At 57.1% G+C, this 20,852-nt stretch carries 17 protein-coding genes; 9 read left to right on the forward strand and 8 right to left on the reverse strand.

What is annotated here, in order from left to right; genetic code table 11:
• The 6 genes from AC07OG_RS14080 to AC07OG_RS14105 all read right to left on the reverse strand — a co-directional run bounded on the left by AC07OG_RS14080 (position 1) and on the right by AC07OG_RS14105 (position 9,031).
• A complete protein-coding gene (locus tag AC07OG_RS14080) occupies positions 1–393 on the reverse strand; it encodes a protease inhibitor I42 family protein (RefSeq protein ID WP_218424883.1) in 393 nt (130 codons plus the stop codon).
• 165 nt (positions 394–558) lie between these two features.
• Complete coding sequence (locus AC07OG_RS14085; RefSeq protein ID WP_495067297.1) at positions 559–1,017, reverse strand: hypothetical protein; 459 nt, start codon at positions 1,015–1,017, stop codon at positions 559–561.
• 337 nt (positions 1,018–1,354) lie between these two features.
• On the reverse strand, positions 1,355–1,822 hold the full coding sequence (locus tag AC07OG_RS14090; RefSeq protein WP_495067298.1) for a hypothetical protein: 468 nt from the start codon (positions 1,820–1,822) through the stop codon (positions 1,355–1,357).
• 383 nt (positions 1,823–2,205) lie between these two features.
• Complete coding sequence (lon, locus tag AC07OG_RS14095) at positions 2,206–4,623, reverse strand: endopeptidase La (RefSeq protein ID WP_495067299.1); 2,418 nt, start codon at positions 4,621–4,623, stop codon at positions 2,206–2,208.
• Positions 4,624–4,939: 316 nt separating this feature from the next.
• Positions 4,940–7,348: a glucose/quinate/shikimate family membrane-bound PQQ-dependent dehydrogenase gene (locus AC07OG_RS14100; protein WP_495067300.1), complete on the reverse strand. Its 2,409-nt coding sequence runs from the start codon at positions 7,346–7,348 to the stop codon at positions 4,940–4,942.
• Positions 7,349–7,648: 300 nt separating this feature from the next.
• The gene (locus tag AC07OG_RS14105; protein WP_495067301.1) at positions 7,649–9,031 is read right to left on the reverse strand and encodes a carbohydrate porin; all 1,383 of its coding nucleotides are present in this window, start codon (positions 9,029–9,031) and stop codon (positions 7,649–7,651) included.
• A gap of 286 nt (positions 9,032–9,317) precedes the next feature.
• On the opposite strand from AC07OG_RS14105, the gene AC07OG_RS14110 reads away from it, so the two are divergent.
• Together AC07OG_RS14110 and AC07OG_RS14115 are read left to right on the forward strand one after the other, a co-directional pair.
• Positions 9,318–9,548 (forward strand): VF530 family protein, encoded by a 231-nt coding sequence (locus AC07OG_RS14110; RefSeq protein WP_007903672.1) that lies wholly within the window; start codon positions 9,318–9,320, stop codon positions 9,546–9,548.
• A gap of 2 nt (positions 9,549–9,550) precedes the next feature.
• Positions 9,551–10,192, forward strand: a complete 642-nt coding sequence (locus AC07OG_RS14115) for a Pr6Pr family membrane protein (protein WP_495067302.1) — start codon at positions 9,551–9,553, stop codon at positions 10,190–10,192.
• A 274-nt stretch (positions 10,193–10,466) separates the two neighbouring features.
• Here the strand turns inward: AC07OG_RS14115 and AC07OG_RS14120 are convergent, their stop codons facing one another.
• A complete protein-coding gene (locus AC07OG_RS14120) occupies positions 10,467–11,252 on the reverse strand; it encodes a siderophore-interacting protein (protein ID WP_495067303.1) in 786 nt (261 codons plus the stop codon).
• Positions 11,249–11,830, reverse strand: coding sequence for a PadR family transcriptional regulator (locus AC07OG_RS14125; protein WP_495067304.1), 582 nt, complete (start codon positions 11,828–11,830; stop codon positions 11,249–11,251). Before AC07OG_RS14125 ends, AC07OG_RS14120 begins: the two co-directional genes overlap by 4 nt.
• A 519-nt stretch (positions 11,831–12,349) precedes the next feature.
• Here AC07OG_RS14125 and AC07OG_RS14130 point away from each other — a divergent pair.
• The 7 genes from AC07OG_RS14130 to AC07OG_RS14160 all read left to right on the forward strand — a co-directional run bounded on the left by AC07OG_RS14130 (position 12,350) and on the right by AC07OG_RS14160 (position 20,809).
• Positions 12,350–12,835 carry a CS1 type fimbrial major subunit gene (locus AC07OG_RS14130; protein WP_495067305.1) on the forward strand — a complete coding sequence of 162 codons (486 nt, stop codon included), beginning with the start codon at positions 12,350–12,352 and terminating at the stop codon, positions 12,833–12,835.
• A 107-nt stretch (positions 12,836–12,942) separates the two neighbouring features.
• Positions 12,943–15,465 carry a TcfC E-set like domain-containing protein gene (locus AC07OG_RS14135; protein ID WP_495067306.1) on the forward strand — a complete coding sequence of 841 codons (2,523 nt, stop codon included), beginning with the start codon at positions 12,943–12,945 and terminating at the stop codon, positions 15,463–15,465.
• On the forward strand, positions 15,465–16,721 hold the full coding sequence (locus AC07OG_RS14140) for a hypothetical protein (RefSeq protein ID WP_495067307.1): 1,257 nt from the start codon (positions 15,465–15,467) through the stop codon (positions 16,719–16,721). The genes AC07OG_RS14135 and AC07OG_RS14140 overlap by 1 nt, the downstream gene beginning before the upstream one ends.
• 51 nt (positions 16,722–16,772) lie before the next feature.
• Positions 16,773–17,513, forward strand: a complete 741-nt coding sequence (locus tag AC07OG_RS14145; protein ID WP_060543168.1) for a hypothetical protein — start codon at positions 16,773–16,775, stop codon at positions 17,511–17,513.
• 45 nt (positions 17,514–17,558) lie between these two features.
• Entirely contained in the window at positions 17,559–18,044 is a 486-nt protein-coding gene (locus tag AC07OG_RS14150) for a CS1 type fimbrial major subunit (RefSeq protein WP_495067308.1), read from the forward strand.
• A gap of 27 nt (positions 18,045–18,071) precedes the next feature.
• Entirely contained in the window at positions 18,072–19,334 is a 1,263-nt protein-coding gene (locus tag AC07OG_RS14155; protein WP_495067309.1) for a hypothetical protein, read from the forward strand.
• Between the two features lie 170 nt (positions 19,335–19,504).
• Positions 19,505–20,809, forward strand: a complete 1,305-nt coding sequence (locus AC07OG_RS14160) for a hypothetical protein (RefSeq protein WP_495067310.1) — start codon at positions 19,505–19,507, stop codon at positions 20,807–20,809.
• The last annotated feature ends 43 nt before the right edge of the window (positions 20,810–20,852 follow it).

Consider the following 20,852-nt stretch of genomic DNA (forward strand, 5'->3'; position numbering starts at 1 on the left):
TCAGTTCACCGAAATCGCGCAGTCGAAAACCTCTACCGGCAGCACTTCCGGTGCCCAGGGTTGCTGCGAGGTCAGGCGCAAGCGCCCGGTCCCGCTGGCGAACGCCTGGAAGCGCCAGGTCGATACACCGGCAGCACCGACGATGCCGGCATCTTCCGGATTGCGGTAAACCTCTGGCCCCAATGTGTGTAAGACGCCACCGGCGGAGTCCTGGATTGCCCAGCGGTAACCCGTGCTCGGGTTGCTTGGCAGGGTAAGGATCAGGGTCTGCCCGCTGGTGAGTTTCACCGGGCACCCGCTTTGTTTTTCGACCGTCACGTTTTGTTTCGGTTGAGAGGCACAAGCGGTCAGCAGGGCGAGACCTATGGGCAGCAGCAGACGGCGTGGGGACATCAAATCAGGCGCTCCGGAATTGGCGACGAACGGCGAGCATAACCGAAGATGAGACAAAGTGTGACAATCAACCAACATGGTTGCGAGCGAACTCACCCAGCGGGATGGCGATATTCCCATTGAAGTGGGTCTGCTCGCGAGGAAGAGAAGTGGACGTTAATGAACTTAATCTGCAAGAGAAAAACAGAATTCGCTTTCGCAGGTAAATTCTTGGCCCTGCCGGTCCTTGAACAGCGTAACGATTGTACCGGAGTACCGTTGTTTTTCAGTGTTCACCAACAATTCGATGTCGCCCTGCAAAGCCCAATGGCTGTTGTAGCTCGGGTAGTTCTCGGTATAAACGACCTCTATCAACTGGCCCGGAGTATTGATTGGGTGGGTGCCCGACTTAATGTCCTTCGGCATATAGATATCAAAGGCCCGGTCGAGCGGGGTACCTTCCTCACCTGCCTTGAAAATGGCGACGATTTCCCCGCCTCCGATGCTGGCGAAAAACTCTTCTGATTCGAAGTTTTCACGATTCTGCAGGGTGGCATTCAAGTGATTATTCAGGCAGCAACGGTGAAACTTGATGTCGTCGTTAATGTACTCATTAACAAGGCTTCGTCGGTATTTGATATCCATGGTTGGCTCTCCGGATTGTGTCACGTAAAAATGATTGAGCCGGGACTATATCGAGCGTGAGTGGCTGGAGGTACTGTCTGAATTGGCAGGGTTTCAAGTGACTTGCTAATCGGTGTGTCAGCGTCTCTGCCAGGACTGAGATATCGCGGCCGTCGAGCGGTGTAAATAACTAGCGAAATAAAAATATTTGAATGCGCAAAAGTAATAGCCTGCCAGACTTGACCGCTTGTATGGGGTATTTCAGTTGTATTTTTGGCTCTGAATAAGAAGGCCGTCGTACTGATGCGCCGACAGCCTGTCAGTGTGTGTTGGTTCCGCGCCTCTTGTGGCGCTTCTCTCACGAAGAAGTGCGCCAGCCACGATCAACATAACGGACAAAAGCGTAACCCCTGCCCGTAATTTCTCGAGTTTCTCCAGAACGGGTTTCCTTCGCCAGAACCTTGAAGGCCGTTATCGCGAATTCGTGCTTACCCGGTGATGTTTCCGTGTGGTCAAAAGAAACTGAACTCTCAAGGGTGGTGTACGAAAAGGTAAACTCGTTGCCTTCTTCGGTGACGTAGCGTTCCGAATAGCCGTCAAAACTCAAGTCGTTGTTTTCATATTTAAAATATAGACTCCTTGAGTTGGTGAGGCCGTTGTTGTCAGCTATCGCCATAAAGAAGTTGGGGAATACGCTCGGTGGGAAATTGATCTTGGTTGTGGTGATGGTTGGAAGGTTTTTTGAGATACCGTTGGTGGTGTCCTTAGTTTCAATTGTCATTACAGCATTCGCCAGTCTTACCGTAAGTCCGTTCGGGGTTGTCATGTGTATCTCCGTTTTGGTTTAAATCTGGTTTGGAGTATGGAGACTTAATAGGTGAGGCGACTACTGGTATATTTGACAGTTTTTTATATTGATATGGAATAGTTACTGGGTGCTCTTCTGTGAATGCTTATAAAGTTAGGAAGTGAGCAGTCGAGAATTCAGATGTGCAGAAGGAAGGCTGCTGGGCAGGGTGCAACTGCTATCGATAGTTAAAGAAGATGTGTAGGAGCGCACCCGCTCCGGGCGTCGTTGCGACGACGGATCTTTAGGCGGCATGCCAATCTGAAAAGAGCGCGTTATCGTTAACGCCTATTGCGAGCAGCTAGCTCCTGCACGTTCAGGAGCATGCTCCCCCTTTGCGAGGGAGCAATCAGATGGCGAAGTCAGAACAATATCTTCGCCACATCCGCAAAGCGCTTGGCGAAATGCACGGTTATCCCTTCTTTCAAATACTCGGGCAGTTCCTCAAAGTTACCTCGGTTCGCCTCCGGCAGAATCAACTCGAAAATCTTCTGTCGCCGCGCCGCAATCACCTTCTCGCGCACCCCGCCGATCGGCAGCACATGCCCGGTCAGTGTCAGTTCGCCGGTCATCGCCACGCCTTTTTTCGGCGGCTGGTTACGCGCCAGCGAGAGCAGGGCGCTGGCCATGGTTACGCCGGCGCTCGGGCCGTCTTTCGGGGTGGCGCCTTCCGGTACGTGCAGGTGCACGAAGGCTTCGTCGAAGAACTTCGGATCGCCGCCGAATGAGTTCAGGTTCGAACTGACGTAGCTGTAGGCGATTTCCGCCGACTCTTTCATCACATCACCCAATTGCCCGGTGAGCTTGAAGCCGCGGTTGAGGGTGTGGATGCGCGTGGCTTCGATCGGCAGGGTCGCGCCGCCCATGCTGGTCCAGGCAAGGCCTGTGATTACGCCGACACCCGACAGGACCTGCTCGTTGCGGAATACTGGTTTGCCGAGCGATGTTTCGAGGTCTTTGGGGCCGAGTTTGATCACCGCTTTCGGTTCGTCGAGCAGTTTCATCACCGCCTTGCGCACCAGTTTGCCGAGGTTTTTTTCCAGCTGGCGCACCCCGGCTTCACGGGCATAGCCGTCGATCAGGGCCTTGAGGGCGCTGTCGCTGATGCTCAGGCTGCCTTTGGACACGCCGGCTTTTTCCAGCTGCTTGGGCCACAGGTGACGCTTGGCGATGGCGACTTTTTCTTCGGTGATGTAACCGGACAGACGAATCACTTCCATACGGTCGAGCAGCGGGCCGGGGATCGAGTCCAGGGTGTTGGCGGTGCAGATGAACAAGACCTTCGACAGGTCCATCCGCAGGTCCAGATAGTGGTCGAGGAATTCGACGTTCTGTTCCGGGTCGAGGGTTTCGAGCAGTGCAGAGGCGGGGTCGCCCTGGTAGCTCTGGCCCATCTTGTCGATCTCGTCGAGCATGATCACCGGGTTCATCACTTCGACGTCTTTCAACGCCTGTACCAGCTTGCCCGGTTGCGCGCCGATGTAGGTACGACGGTGGCCCTTGATCTCGGCTTCGTCGCGCATGCCGCCGAGGCTGAAGCGATAGAACGGCCGGCCGAGGGATTCGGCGATGGATCTGCCGACGCTGGTTTTGCCCACGCCCGGCGGGCCTACCAGCAATACGATGGAGCCGCTGATTTCGCCTTTGTAAGCACCCACGGCGAGGAACTCGAGGATGCGGTCCTTGATGTCATCAAGGCCGGCGTGATGTTTGTCCAACACCTTGCGCGCGTGTTTGAGGTCGAGTTTGTCCTTGCCGTAAACACCCCATGGCACCGAAGTCGCCCAGTCAAGGTAGTTGCGGGTGACCGCATACTCGGGCGAACCGGTTTCGAGCACCGAAAGCTTGTTCATTTCTTCTTCGACGCGCTTCTGCGCCTGGGCGGGCAGGACCTTGCCGGTCAGCCGTTGTTCGAACTGTTCGAGGTCGGCGCTACGGTCGTCCTTGGTCAGCCCCAGCTCCTGCTGGATGACCTTGAGCTGTTCCTTGAGGAAAAACTCACGCTGATGTTCGCCGATCTTGCGGTTAACTTCGGCGGAGATTTCCTTTTGCAGGCGCGCGACTTCGACTTCCTTGCGCAGCATCGGCAGGACTTTTTCCATGCGCTTGAGCATCGGCACGCAGTCGAGCACTTCCTGCAGGTCGCTGCCGGTTGCAGACGTCAGGGCGGCGGCGAAGTCGGTCAGCGGCGATGGATCGTTGGGGCTGAAGCGGTTGAGGTAGTTCTTCAGCTCTTCGCTGTACAGCGGGTTGAGCGGCAGCAGTTCCTTGATCGCGTTGATCAGCGCCATGCCGTAGGCCTTGACCTCGTCGGTAGGCTCGGTGGGCTGGTGAGGGTATTCGACTTCCACCAGGTAGGGCGGGCGATGGTGCTTGAGCCAGGATTTCAGGCGCACACGGGTCAGGCCCTGGGCGACGAACTGCAACTTGCCGTTTTCGCGGCTGGCATGGTGCACCTTGACCAGGGTGCCGTAGAGCGGCAGGGCCGAGGTGTCGAAATGGCGCGGGTCTTCCAAGGGCGTGTCGACGTAGAACAGGGCCACGCAATGATGTTCGGACTTGGCCACCAGATCGAGGGTTTCAGCCCAGGGATCTTCGTTGACGATGACCGGCAGCACCTGGGCCGGAAAGAACGGCCGGTTGTGGATCGGGATGATGTAGACCTTGTCCGGCAGATTCTGGCCTGGCAGCGCGAGGCCTTTGCCGGTGGCGTGGTGCGTGGCGTTTTCCGGATCGGCGTACTCGGTAGGAGCTTCGGGGAATTCTTGCTGGTCGCTCATTTGGGCACCTGCGCAATGGGTATGAGTCTTAGATGGGGCAGGTTGGCGGTGGTTTCAACGGTCATTTTCTGCAAGCGGATGTTTCGACGGTGTGTTCAGCAAGGGGACAGGTTAGTTGAACCATAGGCGGTACAGGATCAAATGAGGGAACGAGCCTGCTCGCGATGATGGTATGACAGGTAGCCTTGTAGTGACTGGCGGACCGCCATCGCGAGCAGGCTCGCTCCCACAGGGTCCCGTGGTGTATCGAAATTTGCGGCCGCAAAAAAAGGCGACGCCTGTGGGGGCGTCGCCTTTGTTTTACTGCCGTTGAAACTTACTCGGACAGTTTGTAAGCAATCACATAATCACCCTGTTTGGTGCCCAGCGATCCGTGACCGCCGGCGACAACGAGCACGTACTGCTTGCCGTCCTTGCCGGTGTAGGTCATCGGTGTGGTTTGCGCGCCAGCTGGCAGGCGGCCTTCCCACAGTTGCTTGCCGTTTTTTACGTCGTAGGCACGCAGGTACTGGTCAAGGGTGCCGCTGAGGAACGCCACGCCACTGGCTGTGGTGAAGGTGCCGCCCAGGCTTGGTACGCCCATGCTCAGGGGAATCGGAACCGGCGAGCTGTCGCGTACGGTGCCGTTCTTGTGCTTCCACAGAACTTGCTGGGTAGTCAGGTCGACGGCGGCCACATAACCCCACGCCGGCGCTTGGCACGGCAGGCCCATAGGCGACAGCAGTGCTTCGAGAACTACACCGTATGGCGCGCCTTTGTTTGGCTGCACGCCTTCGGTCTCGCTTTTGCGCGGGCCCTGGGCGGCGATTTCGGCGGCCGGGATCATTTTCGATTTGAACGCCATGTAGCTTGGGTTCATGAAAGCAATCTGACGCACCGGGTCAACCGAGATGCCGCCCCAGTCGAACACACCGAAGTTGCCCGGATACACGATCGAACCCTGCAGCGACGGCGGGGTGAACGGGCCGTCGTAGCGCATGGATTTGAAATCGATTCGGCAGATCAACTGGTCGAACGGCGTGACGCCCCACATGTCGCGTTCCTGCAACGGTGGTGGCATCAGGTTGAGGTCGGATTTCGGTTGGGTCGGCGAGGTGCGATCACCTTCGACAGCGCCTTGCGGTACTGGCACTTCGTTGATCGGCACAATCGCCTTGCCGGTGCTGCGGTCCAGCACGTAGATGCTGCCTTGCTTGGTCGACGCCAGCACGGCCGGTTTCACGCCGTCGGCGGTTTTCAGGTCCATCAGGGTCGGCTGGCCGCCGACGTCCATGTCCCACAGGTCGTGGTGAGTAAACTGGAAGTGCCAGCGCACCTGGCCGGTGGCGATGTCGAGGGCGGTCAGGCCGGCGGCGTGCAATTCCGATTCAGGCGTACGATCGCCACCGAACTGGTCCGGGGTCTGGTTGCCCATCGGCAGGTAGAGCATGCCGAGTTTTTCGTCGACGGCGAACATGGACCACATGTTCGGCGAGTTGCGGGTGTAGATCTCGCCTTCGGCAATCGGCGTAGTGTCGTCCGGGTTGCCGCTGTCCCAGTTCCACACCAGTTTGCCGGTGTGTACGTCGAAGGCGCGGATCACGCCGCTCGGCTCGTCGGTGGAGACGTTATCGGTGACGTGGCCGCCAATCACTACCAGGTCTTTGGTGACCGCAGGTGGCGAGGTGGAATAGTAGCCGCCGGCGGTGAAGCCGCCGATGTTGGCGCGCAGGTCGACCTGGCCTTTGTCGCCGAAGTCTTCGCACATCTTGCCGGTGTCGGCGTTGAGGGCGATCAGGCGGGTGTCGGCGGTCGGCAGGAAAATACGCCGTGGGCAGGCGTTGGCCGGTGCCGCGCTGGCGCTGCCGGTCGGGCTCTGTTCGGAGGCGTAGACGGCGTCATCGTGGTACGTCACGCCACGGCAGGTCATGTGTGCCCAGCCCTTGAAGTTCGCCGCGTTCTGCGTCGAGAGCTTCGGATCGAAGCGCCAGATTTCCTTGCCGGTATCCGGGTCCAGGGCGATCACCTGGCTGTGTGGCGTGCACACATAGAGCATGCCGTTGACTTTCAGCGGGGTGTTTTCGGCGGTGGTTTCACCCGGGTCGTTCGGCCCCGGCAAGTCGCCGGTGCGGTAGGACCAGGCCTCTACCAGTTTGTGCGCGTTCTGCGGGGTGATCTGTGCCAGTGGCGAGTAGCGGTCGCCGTGGGCGCTGCGGCCGTAGGAGTTCCAGTCACCGTCGGGCATGGCCGGGGCGGTGTTGGTCATGCCCGGTACGCTGTCGCGGTCCAGTTGGCCTTTGATTTCGCCAGGATGGGTGAACTGGCTGGCCAGTGCGGCGGCACCGGCAATCACCACGGCCACGCTCAGGGCGCCAGTGCCGATCGGGGCCGCGCCTGCAACGAGCAGCGGACGACGCAACCATGGCAGCAGCATGACGATGCCGAGGGCAAACAGCAGGGCCAGACGAGGCACCAGTTGCCACCAGTCGAGGCCGACTTCCCACAGGGCCCAGACGGTGCTGGCGAACAGCACCAGTGCGTAGAGGCCCAGCGCAGCGCGGCGCGCGGCGATCAGCAGAACGCCGGTCAGGGCCAGGCCGATACCGGCCAGCAGGTAGTACAGCGAGCCGCCGAGCATGCTCAGCTTGATCCCCCCGGCCAGCATGGCCAGGCCCATTAGCAGAAGCAGTATGCCGAGCAGCGTCGGCAACAGACGGCTTCGACTCAAGGCACCATCAGTGCTCATAGTGTGATTCTCCGTGATGTTTCAAGTAGTCCCGTACAAGTTCACTGTAGATGACGATCTTGTGCGGGCATGGTTCAGACAAAACCCGTTTGGGTGATACCACCCTTGCAGGCGCTGCCTCTGTGGCGAGGGACTCTGTGGCGAGGGGGCTTGCCCCCGCTGGGTGGCGAAGCCGCCCCAAATCCATTCACTGCGGGTTGCCAAACAGTCCGCGATGTCTGATTTACGACTGCTTCGCAGTCGAACGGGGCGGTGCGGCGATCCGACGAGCCCCCTCGCCACAAAAGTCTTATGTGAGTTTTAGAACGACGACTGGACCTTGATCCCGCCAATCAGCGCGTCATCGACCTGGTCCACGCCACCGGGATGGCGGATGTATTGCAGGTTCGGGCGCACGGTCAGCCAGTTGGTGACGTGTACGCCGTAATAGAGTTCGGCGCTGTATTCGGTGTCCTGTGGTGGCAGGTAGGACGGGTCGTCGTAGTCGAAAACAACGCGGGCCTGGTTGCTCGCCTCGGCGTTCTTGCGGTAGGCCGGGTTGACGTGGACCCGGGCCATGGCGAAGCCAATGTCGTCCCTGGCGCGGGCATCCAACAGACCTTTGTAGACCACGCCCGCCTGAACGTAGTTGTCGATGGCGTTGGTCTTCTTGTCGTGCATCGTGCCGTTGGCGAACACGCTGAGGCCGCGCGAATGGTCGCTGGCAACGCTGGTCAGTTGCTGCTGCACGCCGAGCCACATGCCGTGCTTGCTCGACGCGCTGCGGTAGGCCTCGCCAGTCAGGGCGGCGGGCTGGCCATTGCTGTCCTTGTAGACATCCTTCGCGTCAGCGTTGCTGTAGTAGTAACCGGCGCGGTACTCGCCCGGCAGGCCATTGAGCTTGGGCGTCCACACCAGTTCCACCGGCAGGACCGCGCCCTGGGTGCCGCTGCCACTGAGCTTGAAGCCGTTGTCGCGATCGAGGTTCGAGGGGTTTTGCTCATACACGCCAACCTGCGCGTACAGCTCGGGTGTCAGGTGATATTTGACCCGCATCGCCCACTGGCTCACCGGCCAGTTGTACCAGATGTCGCCTGCCCAGTTGCCGACCTGAGAGCCGCAAAAAGCAAGGTTCTGGAAGTCGCAGGGGAAGTTGTTGAAGTCTTCACCTTCACCGAAACGACCGACCTTGATGTCCAGTTGCTCATCGAAAAATTTCTGCTGATACCACATCTGCGTCAGGCGCCAGGTCTGGCCACGGCCCCAGACTTCCTGGGCGGAGGTGAAGCCGCCAACCCGCGGATCGTTGATGCGGTCGTTGCTGATGTTGTTGCCGCTGCGCTCGGTGATGGTCAGCTGGAATTCGGCGTCGTTCCAGCCGAGGATTTTCTGCAGGTCCAGGTGTGTACCAAGGCCAAACTGGTCGCTGTAGCGGGCAGTGCGATCGTCGTCGTAGCCGCCGTGCAGATTGCTGCCCATTTCACCGGTGTAATCGACTTTGAAGTCGTAGCCTTTTTCCGCAAGCGCGGTGCGCGTGCCGTTCCAGTCACCGAGCATCCACGACGAATCGCTATCGAAAGCCGGGGTCGCCTGAACGCAGGTGACCAAGCCCAGTGCGGTGAATCCGCCGACGAGGTTCAGGGCTTTTCGGCTGGCAATAGTCGTAGAGACAGCGCTGTCTCGTGAGGTTTGAAAATAACGCATAGGGAAGAAATTCTTGATCTTTTTCTGGGGATGAACTGAAAACAACAGGAACGAAGCGGCTGGCGGAAGCGTTTCAGCAATGACGGCCGCAAGGATAATGTTCTGTTACAAATAGCGAAAGAGCTTTTACCGATATGCATTCTTTCGGGATTGGTAACAGTGAGCAGAAAAAGATCGCCCGGGTCACCTACATTTAAACGCAGAACACACAGAGCCCTTCCACCGGACCACCCCCTCGGCTAAGGTGCGCGGCTTCCAATTCCTACTTCGCTTGAAGGCCCCCGGCATGACCGAACAGAACAACAACCCGCTACACGGCGTGACGCTGGAGCAGATCCTCAACGCCCTGGTTGAACACTACGAATGGTCGGGGCTGGCCGAGCGCATCGATATCCGCTGCTTCAAGAGTGACCCGAGCATCAAGTCGAGCCTGACCTTCCTGCGCAAAACCCCGTGGGCGCGGGAGAAGGTCGAACGCTTGTACGTGAAGTTGATGCGCACCAAGCGTCCGCTCTGAACATGCTCAACCAGTCTGTGGCGCGGCGTCGCTTTGTTGCCGTGGCCAGCCTCCTCGGCTGGGCGGGATTGAGCATTCAGATGTACCTGATTTTCTATGCGCGCTGGAGTATCGAAGCCAGCCTGATCGGCGGCCTGGTGAGTTTTCTCAGCTACTTCACCGTGCTGAGCAATACCCTGGTGGCGACGGTACTGACCTGTGAACTGACGTCCCGTGAGTCGGCCGCGCGTCGCTGGTTTCTCCAGCCGTGGGTCAGTAGCGGCGTTACCGTGAGCATTGCCGTGGTCGCCCTCGGGTACAACCTGCTATTGCGCCATTTATGGCACCCCGAAGGCTGGCAATGGCTGGCCGATGAGCTCCTGCACGTGGTCATGCCGCTGCTGTTTCTGGGCTATTGGTGGTGCTGTGTCGGCAAAGGCACGTTGCGCTTGCGACACATCGGGTTGTGGGTGATTTATCCGCTGGTGTACTTCGGCTACTCGTTGTTGCGCGGGCATGTGCTGGCGGTGTACCCATATCCGTTCATCGATGTCGAGAAGCTGGGTTATCCACAGGTGTTCATCAATGCCGGCGGGTTGTTGGCGGGGTTCGTGGTGATTGCTTTGCTGGTGATTGGCCTGGATCGGTGGCAGCGTAATCCTTGAATCAACTGGCCTCCTGTGGGAGCCGATACGCCGAGGAACCTTGAGCGAGCATGCTCGCGATGGACGTGAACGATATCGCGGGCATCCTGAACGCCCGCGGCGCCCTCGGGTTTTTCGCGAGCATGCTCGCTCCTACAGGGTGGCGGCCAGACACTCATCACCCAAAGCCTACAAATCCTTGTAGGAGCAGGCTTGCAGGCGATGGCGTCCGAATGGGCGGTGCAAAATCAAGACCGTCATCGCTGGCAAGCGAGCACCTACAAAGGTTTTGTGTTTATTCGTCGCTGGTGTCGTCCAGGCGCCAGTAGCCAGCCGCTTTGACGAACTGCTCATCCAGCCCATGCTCATCCAGGAGCACGCGGCGGATCTGGCGTGAAACCTTGCTCTCGGTCGCGACCCAGGCGTACAGCTTGCCGCCGGGGACCTGAACCTGGCGCACCGTCCTCAGCAAATGGTCCTTGCCACCTTCGCGCAGCACCCAGATCACATTGACCTCGGCGGCGCTGTGCAGCTCTTGCTGCTCCTTGCCGTTTTCAACTTCAACAATCACCAGGGCACGCCGGTTGGCCGCCAGGCTTTCGAGGCGTCGGGCGATGGCGGGCAGGGCGGTTTCATCGCCGATCAGCAGATAGCTGTCGAACATGTCCGGCACGACCATCGACCCCCGTGGCCCACCGATGTGCAGGAACTGGCCGGGTTGGGCCTGTTCGGCCCAAGTGGAGGCGGGGCCGTCACCGTGCAGCACGAAGTCGATATCCAGTTCCAGCGTGTCGAGGTCATAACATCGCGGGGTGTAGTCGCGCATGGCCGGCATGGGGCCGTTGTCTTTGCCGGCACCCAGTACCAGGGTGTCGAGTGCCGCCTGTTGTGCTGCGTCCTGGGGGAACAGCAGCTTGACGTGGTCGTCCGTGCCGAGGCTGACGAAGCCCGCGAGCTCCGGTCCGCCGAGGGTGATCCTGCGCATCCGTGGGGTCAGGTCGACCACGCGCAGCACCTCCAGGCGCCGGCGTTTGATTTCGTGCATGACCCGGTGAATGGCTTGCGTATCGGCAACAGTCATTCGGCTTTCTCCTGGCTGGCTTGAACGGCAGGGCCGTCGACTATCGCTTTGGCGGTGTCGTTGAGCAGGTCGCGCACTCGCAGGATTTCTTCCGGGCTCCAGCGCCCATGGTGCATCTGCAAGGCGTGGCGCAGGTTGTGCACCGCCTCGTGAATTTCCGCCGGGCGATCGTGGCCGCGCAATGAGCGCTTGCTGACTTCGATGCGCATGCGCACGCCATCCAGGGCAATCGCCTGGTCGCTTAATGAGCGACTTCCGGCGTCGGTGATGGCATAGCGTTTTTTCCCGCCGTCGGCATCGCCCTGAATCATTTCGCTTTCTTCCAGAAAGGTCAGGGTCGGGTAGATCACCCCGGGGCTGGGGCTGTAGGCGCCGTCGAACATGCTTTCGATCTGGCGGATCAGGTCATAGCCGTGGCAGGGCTGTTCGGCGATCAGTGCTAGCAGCAGCAGTTTCAGGTCGCCGGGGGCAAACACCCGGGGGCCCCGTCCACCGCGTTCGCGGCCGGGCCCGGGGCGCTTTTCGAAGCCGTCGCGGCCATCGCCGTGTTCGCGGTGTTGAAAATGATGGTCTCTCATTTTGTGCCTTCTCTCGTCGTGTTTAGATACAACTTAAGATATATCTTAAGAGCTGATCAAGACATTTTTGACGACAGGTTCGCGTATCCCGATGAATGGTGGCTCGATGAAACGATCTATTGCACCAAGGAAATTTCATGCAACCCGGCGGATTTTTCGCACGAGGATCATTTTTGGAAGAATTAAAGCTATTACTCTAATAATAATTGAGTATATATTCTAAAAATAGATGTCGACCCAGCGTTAACTGGATCAAATGGCTGTAAGGTTTTATTCGAAAAACTGTCTGTAGGTCGTAACTTACAGTCACTGTTTTCTATTTTGATTTTTTGTATCTTTTTCTCTCAGGGCGTGAGGTTGTTTAACTACGCGTCCGTGGGAAGTTGCCTGCTTACTTTCAGGAAGAGGAAGTTGATGATGCCCCGGCGTTGAACGTTCAGTTGAAAGCGGCTTCCGACAGGGGCGCATCGTTCGAACGTTCAATGAACCGAAACCATCCAAGAAAACAGGTATTCAATGATGTTCAAGAAAATCGCAATCGCCGTCCCGATGACAGTCCTGGCTCTGAGCGCTTCCATGGCTTTCGCTGCCGAGCCGATTAATCAGGTCATTAACATCAAGGCGTTCGTTCCGACTTCAGTGTTCAATGTTGCACCGCAAAACGATGACTTCGGTCGCGACGAAACCATGAAGCTGCAAGGCAATGGTGATCTGACCAGTGTGCGCGGTATCTTCAACTTCAAACACACAGACCCTAAAGGTGCAATCAATGCTCTGATTGATGGCGATGCGGCGCTGTATAACGGCCGTGACAGCATTCCATTGAAAGTCAAGATTGGCACCGTTGAGTTGGGCACCACCAGTGCTGAAGTCGTCAACGAAACGGAGTCGGTAGCGGGCATTCAGCGGGAAATGGTCATCACGGCTGCCACGCCAACCGCCACTCAGACAGGTGACTACAGCACCAATTTTGCCGTTGTATTCGAACCTGTACTGAAGCCGTAATTGCACGCTGTTCTTGAATAAAGCTTTTTATTCAACGGTCTTGCCTGCTTGTCATCGATAGATGACAGGCAGGCGCCGACTTCTCATGTAAAACGAGTATTCAGATCATGTTCCCGATGACTCCCATCGCGGCAGCGCTTGCACTTTTTTTATGTGCCGGTGCCATCGCTGCACCCACTAACAACGCCAATACGCCACGCAGCTTACTTGCTCAGGCCAAAGGCTTGCCGGCGGAATTCGAAGAGCACTTCTTTGATGTGCCATTAGCGGTTCGGGTGGAGCGTGATCAACAGTTTGTCGGTGAGGCGATGATCGTTTTGACCAAGGATGATCGTGTCACTTTGCTGGAGTTCACCGACGTTGGTGACAGCCAGATTCCCGCCAGTGAGCGTGAAGTCTGGGCCACGTACCTGAAACAAGGCGTTGCCTTGGGCGCCTGTCAGGGCCGTTGCCCGGAGCAGATGCTGGCGGTGCATTACAACCTGCAGAATTCGCTGGTGTCGATCGCCACCGAAAATGCCGAGCGCGATGTCGAGGCCCCGCGCTACTACGAACTGCCCGAAGACGGTAGCACCGGCCTGATCGTGCGTAACCAGTTGAACCTCAACGGTGGCCAGGACCAGGACCTGGGCGGGCGTTACGGCCTGGAAGCCAGCGGCAGCCTGGACAACTGGACCCAGCGCGCGAACCTGCAACTGGCCCGGCTCGGGGGGCCTGACGACAAGCTCTACCACGCGGTTCATGAGCTTTATAGCCAGCGTGAGCTGCAGGGCAGTTTTTTGCGTCTGGGTTATTTCACACCCAACTCTGAAGGGCTGAGCCGTCAATTGCGTTCATTCGGTGCCAACCCCGACACAGCGGTGGGCCTGATGTACGGCAGTTCCGACAGCCTGGCCATCAATACGCCCAAACCCAGCGTTTACCCGATCTACGTTACCGCCAACCGCCAGGCGTCGGTGGAAATCTATCGCAATGGCGTGCTGGTCAACACCCAGGCCGTCAATGCCGGCCTGCAAACCCTTGATACGCGCAAGCTGCCGGGGGGTATCTACGAAGTCGAAGTGCGGCTGATCGAAGACGGCCAGATTACCTCGACCACCCAGGAACTGGTGTACAAGCCCAGCAACTGGCGCAACTCCGATGAGCGCTGGCGTTACAACCTGTTCGCCGGTCAGGAAAGCAAACTGCTGAGCAACTGGGATGAGCAATCCTATGGCGACATGACGGCGGGCGCAGCCATCAATTACCTGCTGCATCCACGGGTGATTGTGGGGCTGTCGGGGCGACAGTTGCAGGGAAAACAGCAATACGGATCGTCGATTGACTGGACCCTGGCCAACAACACCAGCCTGTACGGCAATGTTTATCAGACCCAGGACCACGGCACGGGAATGGATCTGCAGGCCAATTACAGCTATGGCTCCGGTAACCTGTTTGCCACGCACAATCGCAGTTGGCTGGACACCACCAACACCTATGAGACCTTGCCGGATGGCACTCGGGTGCGTCAGCGCAACGTATTTGTCGGGCAGACCAGTAACACCTCGCTGGCGATCAATCATCGGCTCAGCAGCAAGAATTCACTCAACGGGCGGGTGTCCTACAGCGAGGGCAATACCGAAGGGGTCGCTCTCGATCTGGGCTGGACACAACGCACCGTGCTGTTGGGCAGCGATGCCAACTGGCGCTTCTCAGTGTTCGACCGGCCGGGCAGTTACAGCAGCGGTGACGAACGCAATCGCGGGGTCGACCTGAGTATCAGCATTGCGCTGGGCGGGCCAGGTGAACAATGGTCGGGCAGCATCGGCACCCGCACGGCCCGGGAGGGCGGGCGCGACAACAATGGCTCGCTGTCCTACCGCAAGTCCCTGGAAAACCACGTGCTGCAAAGTGTCTCGGTGACGGCGCTGGCCGACACCTATGGCGTCGGGTTGTCCGGCCTCAGCAGTTTTCAGGCCGATGCTTTCAATGGTGATGCCTTCCTTCAGCGTTCTTCCTACAACGGCAACTACACCGGTGGCTTGAACCTCGACAGCACGGTGGCCGTGGGTGGCCAGCACATGGTCATGACCAGCCAGCAACACGCCGGTGGCGCCGGGATGATCATTGATGTGGAAACTGACATCGATGAAATCGCCCTGCGTGCCGACGACCTTAGTGGCGGCAGCGCGACCTTGCGCCCGGGTCGCAACTACGTGCCGTTGACGGCCTACAAAAACAGTTCGGTCAGCTTCGACTTCGAAGGCAATCACGTGCCGTCGGCGAGTATTCAACCGCCGCGTACCCGCTATCACCTGAACAAGGGCGGGGTGGACTACCGCAAGATCATCGTGAGCAAAACCCTGACCGTGCTCGGTCGTCTGCTCGACCCGCAAGGCAAGCCGCTCAAGGGTCACCACGTCATCAACCACGCCAGTCGCGGGGTGACGGAAGTGGACGGGTTTTTCTCCATGGAAATGAACGCTGGTTCACCGACCCTGGAAGTGCGTCGTGGTGATCAGTTGTTATGCCAGTTCCGGCTCGATACCGCCAATGCGCGCAGTGAAAGCAATGTGTTGATGATCGGGGATTTGCGTTGTTCTCCGGACACATTGGCCGATACAGCGAACAAGTCTGAGGCCGCCGGCTAATGGATGGCTGGAAGCAGATGATTAAATTTCAATTGATAGCCTTAATGGGGCTGTTGTCGGCGGCGTCGGCGATGGCGGAAGTTGTGCACATAACAGCGAAGTTTGCGCCGGATCCATCAAGGCCTCATGTTAATGTTTTCGAAAATACAACGCCGAATAGTGGTTACTGTGGGATTTATCCACAGACGTGTAATTCTCCGCATTATAAAATATTCAGCGTCGGAACAAATATTGAGTTTAATTCAGTCAGGTCTATCCCGGCAAAGCATACTAATCCGCGTGCCGGAGCCACATTCAAAGTTCCTGCCAGCTGGAAAATTGTTCCTGTTAAAGATGAGTTGGGTCGCGATGCCAGCGCAGTTGAATTAAGAGTTGCGGGTTTTGGTGGTACCTACAAACTGAGTAAACGAGTGCAGGAACTGATCGGGGAGGAAATCCCTCTATATCCAGCACTTAATAAGTTGTGGGAATTTGGTGACTGGGGTATTGCTCCAACCGGATGTAATGAAACTGCAGGTGGTGCTCACGTCACTGACACAGAGCATGATTTTTTTTGGCTTAGCCCGGTTGAAAGGTATTGCTCCAATCAAGCCAGGTTTGAAGTGCCGCAATTCGCCTATCGGGATTTTAGTTTTGCCTACCAGATTAAAACTCCTAACCCTTTGAAAATGGCACCCGGAATATACACCGGAAGTGCTGTTTACACGGTCGGCCCCCATCTTGATTTTGACTTTGGCGACAACATGCAGCCAACGGATAGCATTATCCAGATTGATTTCACTCTCACGGTCGATCATGTATTCAACATCGAGATTCCCCCGGGAGGAAATAAAGTGGTTTTGCTGCCGGAGGGGGGATGGCAGGCCTGGTTGAATCATGGTCGAAAACCCACACGTTTGTTTCGTGATCAAACCTTCAATGTCTGGACCTCCACACCCTTCAAAATGAAATTGGAATGCAGCGAGCCTTTGGGTGATACCTGTGCATTGCAAGATGGAAAGGGCGATACCGTTCCGCTGAATATAAACGTCAGCCTTCCCAATGGTCTTGTTGACGCAAGTGGCAGTTCAGTCACTCGCCGCCCGTTATTGTTAAGTGGCAGCGGTACAGAACGTTTCGAACCGAATATTTACGTCGATCGAAAACCTGGAACGCTGCACTTTGAAGTCACCAAAGAGGGCGTGGCCCAAATGTTGAAGTTTCCCGGTCACAGCTACTCCGGTGAAGTCACTGTTATTTGGGATTCGGAAGTCTGATCAGCGCACTGATCAGGTCTGTTCACCGTTTATTACCATGAGGTCAGGAAAATGAAAGCTCGATGGGCATTGTTGTTTGCAGGTTGGTTGCCGTTGCTGGCAAATGCCGCCCCCCAAATTAACGTCGGCACGGTTTACGACTACCTCGACGGCGACAAAAGTACCTACTTGAAACGGGTATTCAACGGCGGTGATGCCACCGCTTTCGTCAAGGTCAACATCCTGGAAATCATCTACGACGCCGATGGCACCATGCGGGAAATGCCGCTCGTCAATCAGGCCGAAATGAATGCCCGCGAGGGGCTGATGGCCAGTCCCGCGCGGTTGATCGTTCCGGCCAATGGCATGCAGGGCACGCGTCTGGTGTTCATGGGCGAGCGTGAGAAAGAGCGTTATTTCCGAGTGCGCTTCGTGCCCGTAGTGCCGGAACAGGAAGACGAGTTCGCCGTGTCCGCCGAGGAGCGCGATGAATACAAAAAGGGCTTGTCCGCCGGCGTCAACGTGCTGGCCGGGTACGGCACGGTGTTTTTCGTGCGCCCCACCGAGACTCGCTTCGACAGCGCAGTCAATGACGGCCCCGGCCAGTACCGCATCCACAACCAAGGCAACTCTGTGGTGGTGATCGATGAGTTCAGGGACTGCTCGGCCAAGAACGAAAACGAATGCCAGCCCACCACCAAACATCACATTTTGCCGGGCCGCACCTTCGAGTTCGACAAACAGAGCGGTCGTGAGTATCGCTTCACAATGATCGAAGGCAAGGCCACGAAAGTGGTGGAGCTCAAGGGCTGACACTCGCTGCGCAAGTGCCCTTATTGACTGTGTCAGGTGACAAAAATGTTCAAGGCAACTCTCGTAACCCTATCGCTGGCGCTGCTGTCGCTCAGCGGCACCGTGAATGCAATAACCGAACGGGAAACCTTCGAGGTGTCGGTGACCATCCCCACGGCGGAGTTCTACGTAATCCCGTCGGAACCTGACTGGATTCATCAGGAGCAGGTACTGCCCTTCAATTCGGTGTCGGGCCGCTTGACCCCGTTGCGCAAGAACTTCGACGTGAAAAATACCAACGGCGGTATTGCCGCCCGGCTCAGTGACGAGCCGTATCTGAGCAACGGCCGGGACAGCGACAACATTCCCCTGGTCGTGACGTTCAACAGCAAGCGCCTCACCGTGGATGCCGATGAAGTGGTGTCCGAACTCGATGGTCGACTCGGCAAGCGTGTGGGCCTGGAAGTGGCAGCAGCTGAAGTGCCGGAGGGTTACAAACCGGGCAGTTACTACGGCAGCGTGCACATGATTTTCGAAGCGCTGGCGCCTTGAGGCTGTAATCCAGATGGAATCAATAGCATGAGTATTTGGTACTCGATCGCAAAACCCCTGACCGGGTTGTCACTCGCCGCGTTAGGGTTGTGCGGTTCTTTGTCGGCGGGAGCGGCTTCGACTGAGATTACCGCAGTTTTCAAGCCCGACCCTGCCAACCCGATGCAAAACCGCTTCGTCAACACGACGCCCAACAGTCAGTTTTGCCATCATTTTGTGGTGCTGTGCAAGCCGAGAAACATGTTCAGCCTGATTGTTCAGGGCGTGCCTTATGAGCAGACGACTGGCGGGCCGGTAGAAGCCAATCATACGAATCCGCGCCTCGGTGCCTATCTAAAAGTACCGTCTGAGTGGCGGCAGATTTCGGTTGTGTCTGACACCCCCGGCAGTAAACCCGAAATTGTCGAAGTACGTATTGCCGGTATTGGCGGTCGACATGATCTGTATGCCAACGCGACGGATTTGACAGGCGGCATCGGTGATAGCGCCTTGTGGAGTATCGGTCGTTGGAGTAATGCGCCTTCACCCTGTATAGGCTCCGGTTTTATTACCGGGACGGATTACTTCGTCAACTTTATGTGGCTTGTTCCGGAAAATGCCGGCGCTTGCTTCACTCAGGCCAAGTTCGCTATTCCGAAGTTTCTCTATCGCTACATTGAGTTCGCTTATGAGCTGCGTACCCCGAATCCTCTGGGAATGAGTACAGGCACTTATCGAGGAAGCATTCCGTACACGATGGGGCCGAGCGGAGACTTCGACTTTGGCGATCTGGTACTGCCCAAGGACAATCTCTTGATGCTGAATTTCACCCTGGAAGTTCAGCATGAACTCAAGGTTGAAGTTCCGCCGGGTGGCAATCGCGTTGAGTTGGTTCCCCCGGGTGGCTGGCAAGCCTGGGTGAACAAGGGCCGTAAACCTGAGCGATTATTCCGTGATCAGACATTCAATATCTCGGCCAGCTCGCGCTTCAAGATGAGGCTGGAATGTGATTACAACCATGGCAACAACTGCGCGTTAGGTGGGGCCTCGGGTGTCGAGAGAGTCCAACTGAATGTCAGCGTCAGCCTGCCACGCGGTTTAATCGACGCGAGTGGCGGCCCTGTCGAACGCCGCCCATTGTTGCGCGATGGCAGCGGTACCGAGTTATTCCAGCCGTCTTTTTACGTGGAGCGAAAACCGGGAACGCTGCATTTCGAAGTTGATCCCCGCGACGTGGAGTGGATGCTCGATCCCTGGCAATCAAAAAAATATTCCGGAAATGTGACGGTGATTTGGGATTCGGAAGTTTAACCAGGCGCACGTTATTGCCTGTCGTTCAACGAGCTTCAGGACAATGAAAACCTTCAGTCGACGCCCATGCGCGCAGTGCTGATAATTGGGGGTTTGTGTTGCAGCCCGTCAATCCTGGCCCAATTCACCGATGCCGTGCAGAGAACCGGTTAATAAATGCCACACAATTTATGAGCGCCAAAAAAATGATGAATTTATTAACGGTCCATTTATTAACGGTCCATTTTTTAATGGTCCCATGGCGGCGCACGGCAAGAACGATTTTCATCGGTGTCTGCCTTAGCATTTCGTCGTTGCAGGCCGGGGCGGCGGTCAAACAGATCACTGCCACTTTCAGCCCTGATCCAAGCAACCCGCTGAGGAACGAATTCAGGAACACGACGCGCAATCAAGGGTTTTGCAATAACTATCCAGCCATCTGTGAGACGCACGGTATTTTCAGCCTGAGAATGTTCAATAGTTCTACTTTGAATGGCCCCATCGAGCCGAACCATTCAGATGTGCGAAAGGGCGCGATGTTAAAGACGCCAGCGGCTTGGCGCGTCCTGACCGTGAGGGAACGTAACACCGGCGAAGAGGTCGCGCTGGAAGTTCGCATTGCCGGGATGGGCGGTGTTTATGACGTAAGCGACGATGTGAGGGCCCTCACGGGCAGTGCGACTGTTACAGCAGGTCATTCGCTGTTGTGGGGAAGTCGTTGGAGTAGCGTGTCGCCTCCTTGTAGAAGCATAGGCAGGGAAAGCTACTACGGTGCTAGAGGCTTTGAATTTTTTTGGCTGACGCCTGAAGAAGCGGTGTGTGCCAAGCAAGCCAGGTTTCAGATCCCTGGTCTTGGCTACCGGTATCTGGACTTCACCTACGAACTACGCACGCCAAATCCACTGCAAATGTCCACGGGGATATACGAAGGAACGCAGGTATATTCGGTAGGCCCTGGTGGCGACTTCGATCTGGGGGACATCGTTGTACCCTCGGACGGAGTTCTTCAACTCGATTTCACCCTGAGCGTTGAACACACCCTCAAAGTCGATATTCCACCAGGAGGTAATCGGGTAGAACTGGTACCACAGGGCGGTTGGCAAGCGTGGTTGAATAACAGTCGCCAGCCGACCCGGCTGTTTCGCGACCAGACCTTCAACATCTCGGCCTCGTCACGTTTCAAGATGAAGCTGGAGTGCGGACTGGAAATGGGCGACACCTGCGGTCTGCGTAATGCCGACAATCATCAGGTGCCCATGCAGATCAGCGTGAGTTTACCCAACGGCTTGACCCGCGCTGACGGCTCACCCGTCAACCGCCAGCCATTGGTGCTGAGCGGTTCGGGCACCGAGTTGTTTCAACCGGGTTTCTATGTCGATCGCAAACCCGGCACCTTGCATTTCGAGGTGGGCGGGGACGATACCAAGGAGATGCTCAAACATGGCGGTAGCCAATATTCCGGCACTGCCACGGTAATCTGGGATTCGGAGGTGTGAGGTCACCGTCCTGAAGGCAAGGTATCCAGTTTCAGGACGATGA

The sequence above is a fragment of the Pseudomonas sp. GW821-FHT09H03 genome (assembly GCF_059415945.1).

Excerpts from the sequence above, each read along its gene's own strand:
- AC07OG_RS14080 (WP_218424883.1), bottom strand. The coding sequence starts at position 393 with ATGTCCCCACGCCGTCTGCTGCTGCCCATAGGTCTCGCCCTGCTGACC.
- AC07OG_RS14085 (WP_495067297.1), bottom strand. The coding sequence starts at position 1,017 with ATGGATATCAAATACCGACGAAGCCTTGTTAATGAGTACATTAACGAC.
- AC07OG_RS14090 (WP_495067298.1), bottom strand. The coding sequence starts at position 1,822 with ATGACAACCCCGAACGGACTTACGGTAAGACTGGCGAATGCTGTAATG.
- lon (WP_495067299.1), bottom strand. The coding sequence starts at position 4,623 with ATGAGCGACCAGCAAGAATTCCCCGAAGCTCCTACCGAGTACGCCGAT.
- AC07OG_RS14100 (WP_495067300.1), bottom strand. The coding sequence starts at position 7,348 with ATGAGCACTGATGGTGCCTTGAGTCGAAGCCGTCTGTTGCCGACGCTG.
- AC07OG_RS14105 (WP_495067301.1), bottom strand. The coding sequence starts at position 9,031 with ATGCGTTATTTTCAAACCTCACGAGACAGCGCTGTCTCTACGACTATT.
- AC07OG_RS14110 (WP_007903672.1), top strand. The coding sequence starts at position 9,318 with ATGACCGAACAGAACAACAACCCGCTACACGGCGTGACGCTGGAGCAG.
- AC07OG_RS14115 (WP_495067302.1), top strand. The coding sequence starts at position 9,551 with ATGCTCAACCAGTCTGTGGCGCGGCGTCGCTTTGTTGCCGTGGCCAGC.
- AC07OG_RS14120 (WP_495067303.1), bottom strand. The coding sequence starts at position 11,252 with ATGACTGTTGCCGATACGCAAGCCATTCACCGGGTCATGCACGAAATC.
- AC07OG_RS14125 (WP_495067304.1), bottom strand. The coding sequence starts at position 11,830 with ATGAGAGACCATCATTTTCAACACCGCGAACACGGCGATGGCCGCGAC.
- AC07OG_RS14130 (WP_495067305.1), top strand. The coding sequence starts at position 12,350 with ATGTTCAAGAAAATCGCAATCGCCGTCCCGATGACAGTCCTGGCTCTG.
- AC07OG_RS14135 (WP_495067306.1), top strand. The coding sequence starts at position 12,943 with ATGTTCCCGATGACTCCCATCGCGGCAGCGCTTGCACTTTTTTTATGT.
- AC07OG_RS14140 (WP_495067307.1), top strand. The coding sequence starts at position 15,465 with ATGGATGGCTGGAAGCAGATGATTAAATTTCAATTGATAGCCTTAATG.
- AC07OG_RS14145 (WP_060543168.1), top strand. The coding sequence starts at position 16,773 with ATGAAAGCTCGATGGGCATTGTTGTTTGCAGGTTGGTTGCCGTTGCTG.
- AC07OG_RS14150 (WP_495067308.1), top strand. The coding sequence starts at position 17,559 with ATGTTCAAGGCAACTCTCGTAACCCTATCGCTGGCGCTGCTGTCGCTC.
- AC07OG_RS14155 (WP_495067309.1), top strand. The coding sequence starts at position 18,072 with ATGAGTATTTGGTACTCGATCGCAAAACCCCTGACCGGGTTGTCACTC.
- AC07OG_RS14160 (WP_495067310.1), top strand. The coding sequence starts at position 19,505 with ATGAGCGCCAAAAAAATGATGAATTTATTAACGGTCCATTTATTAACG.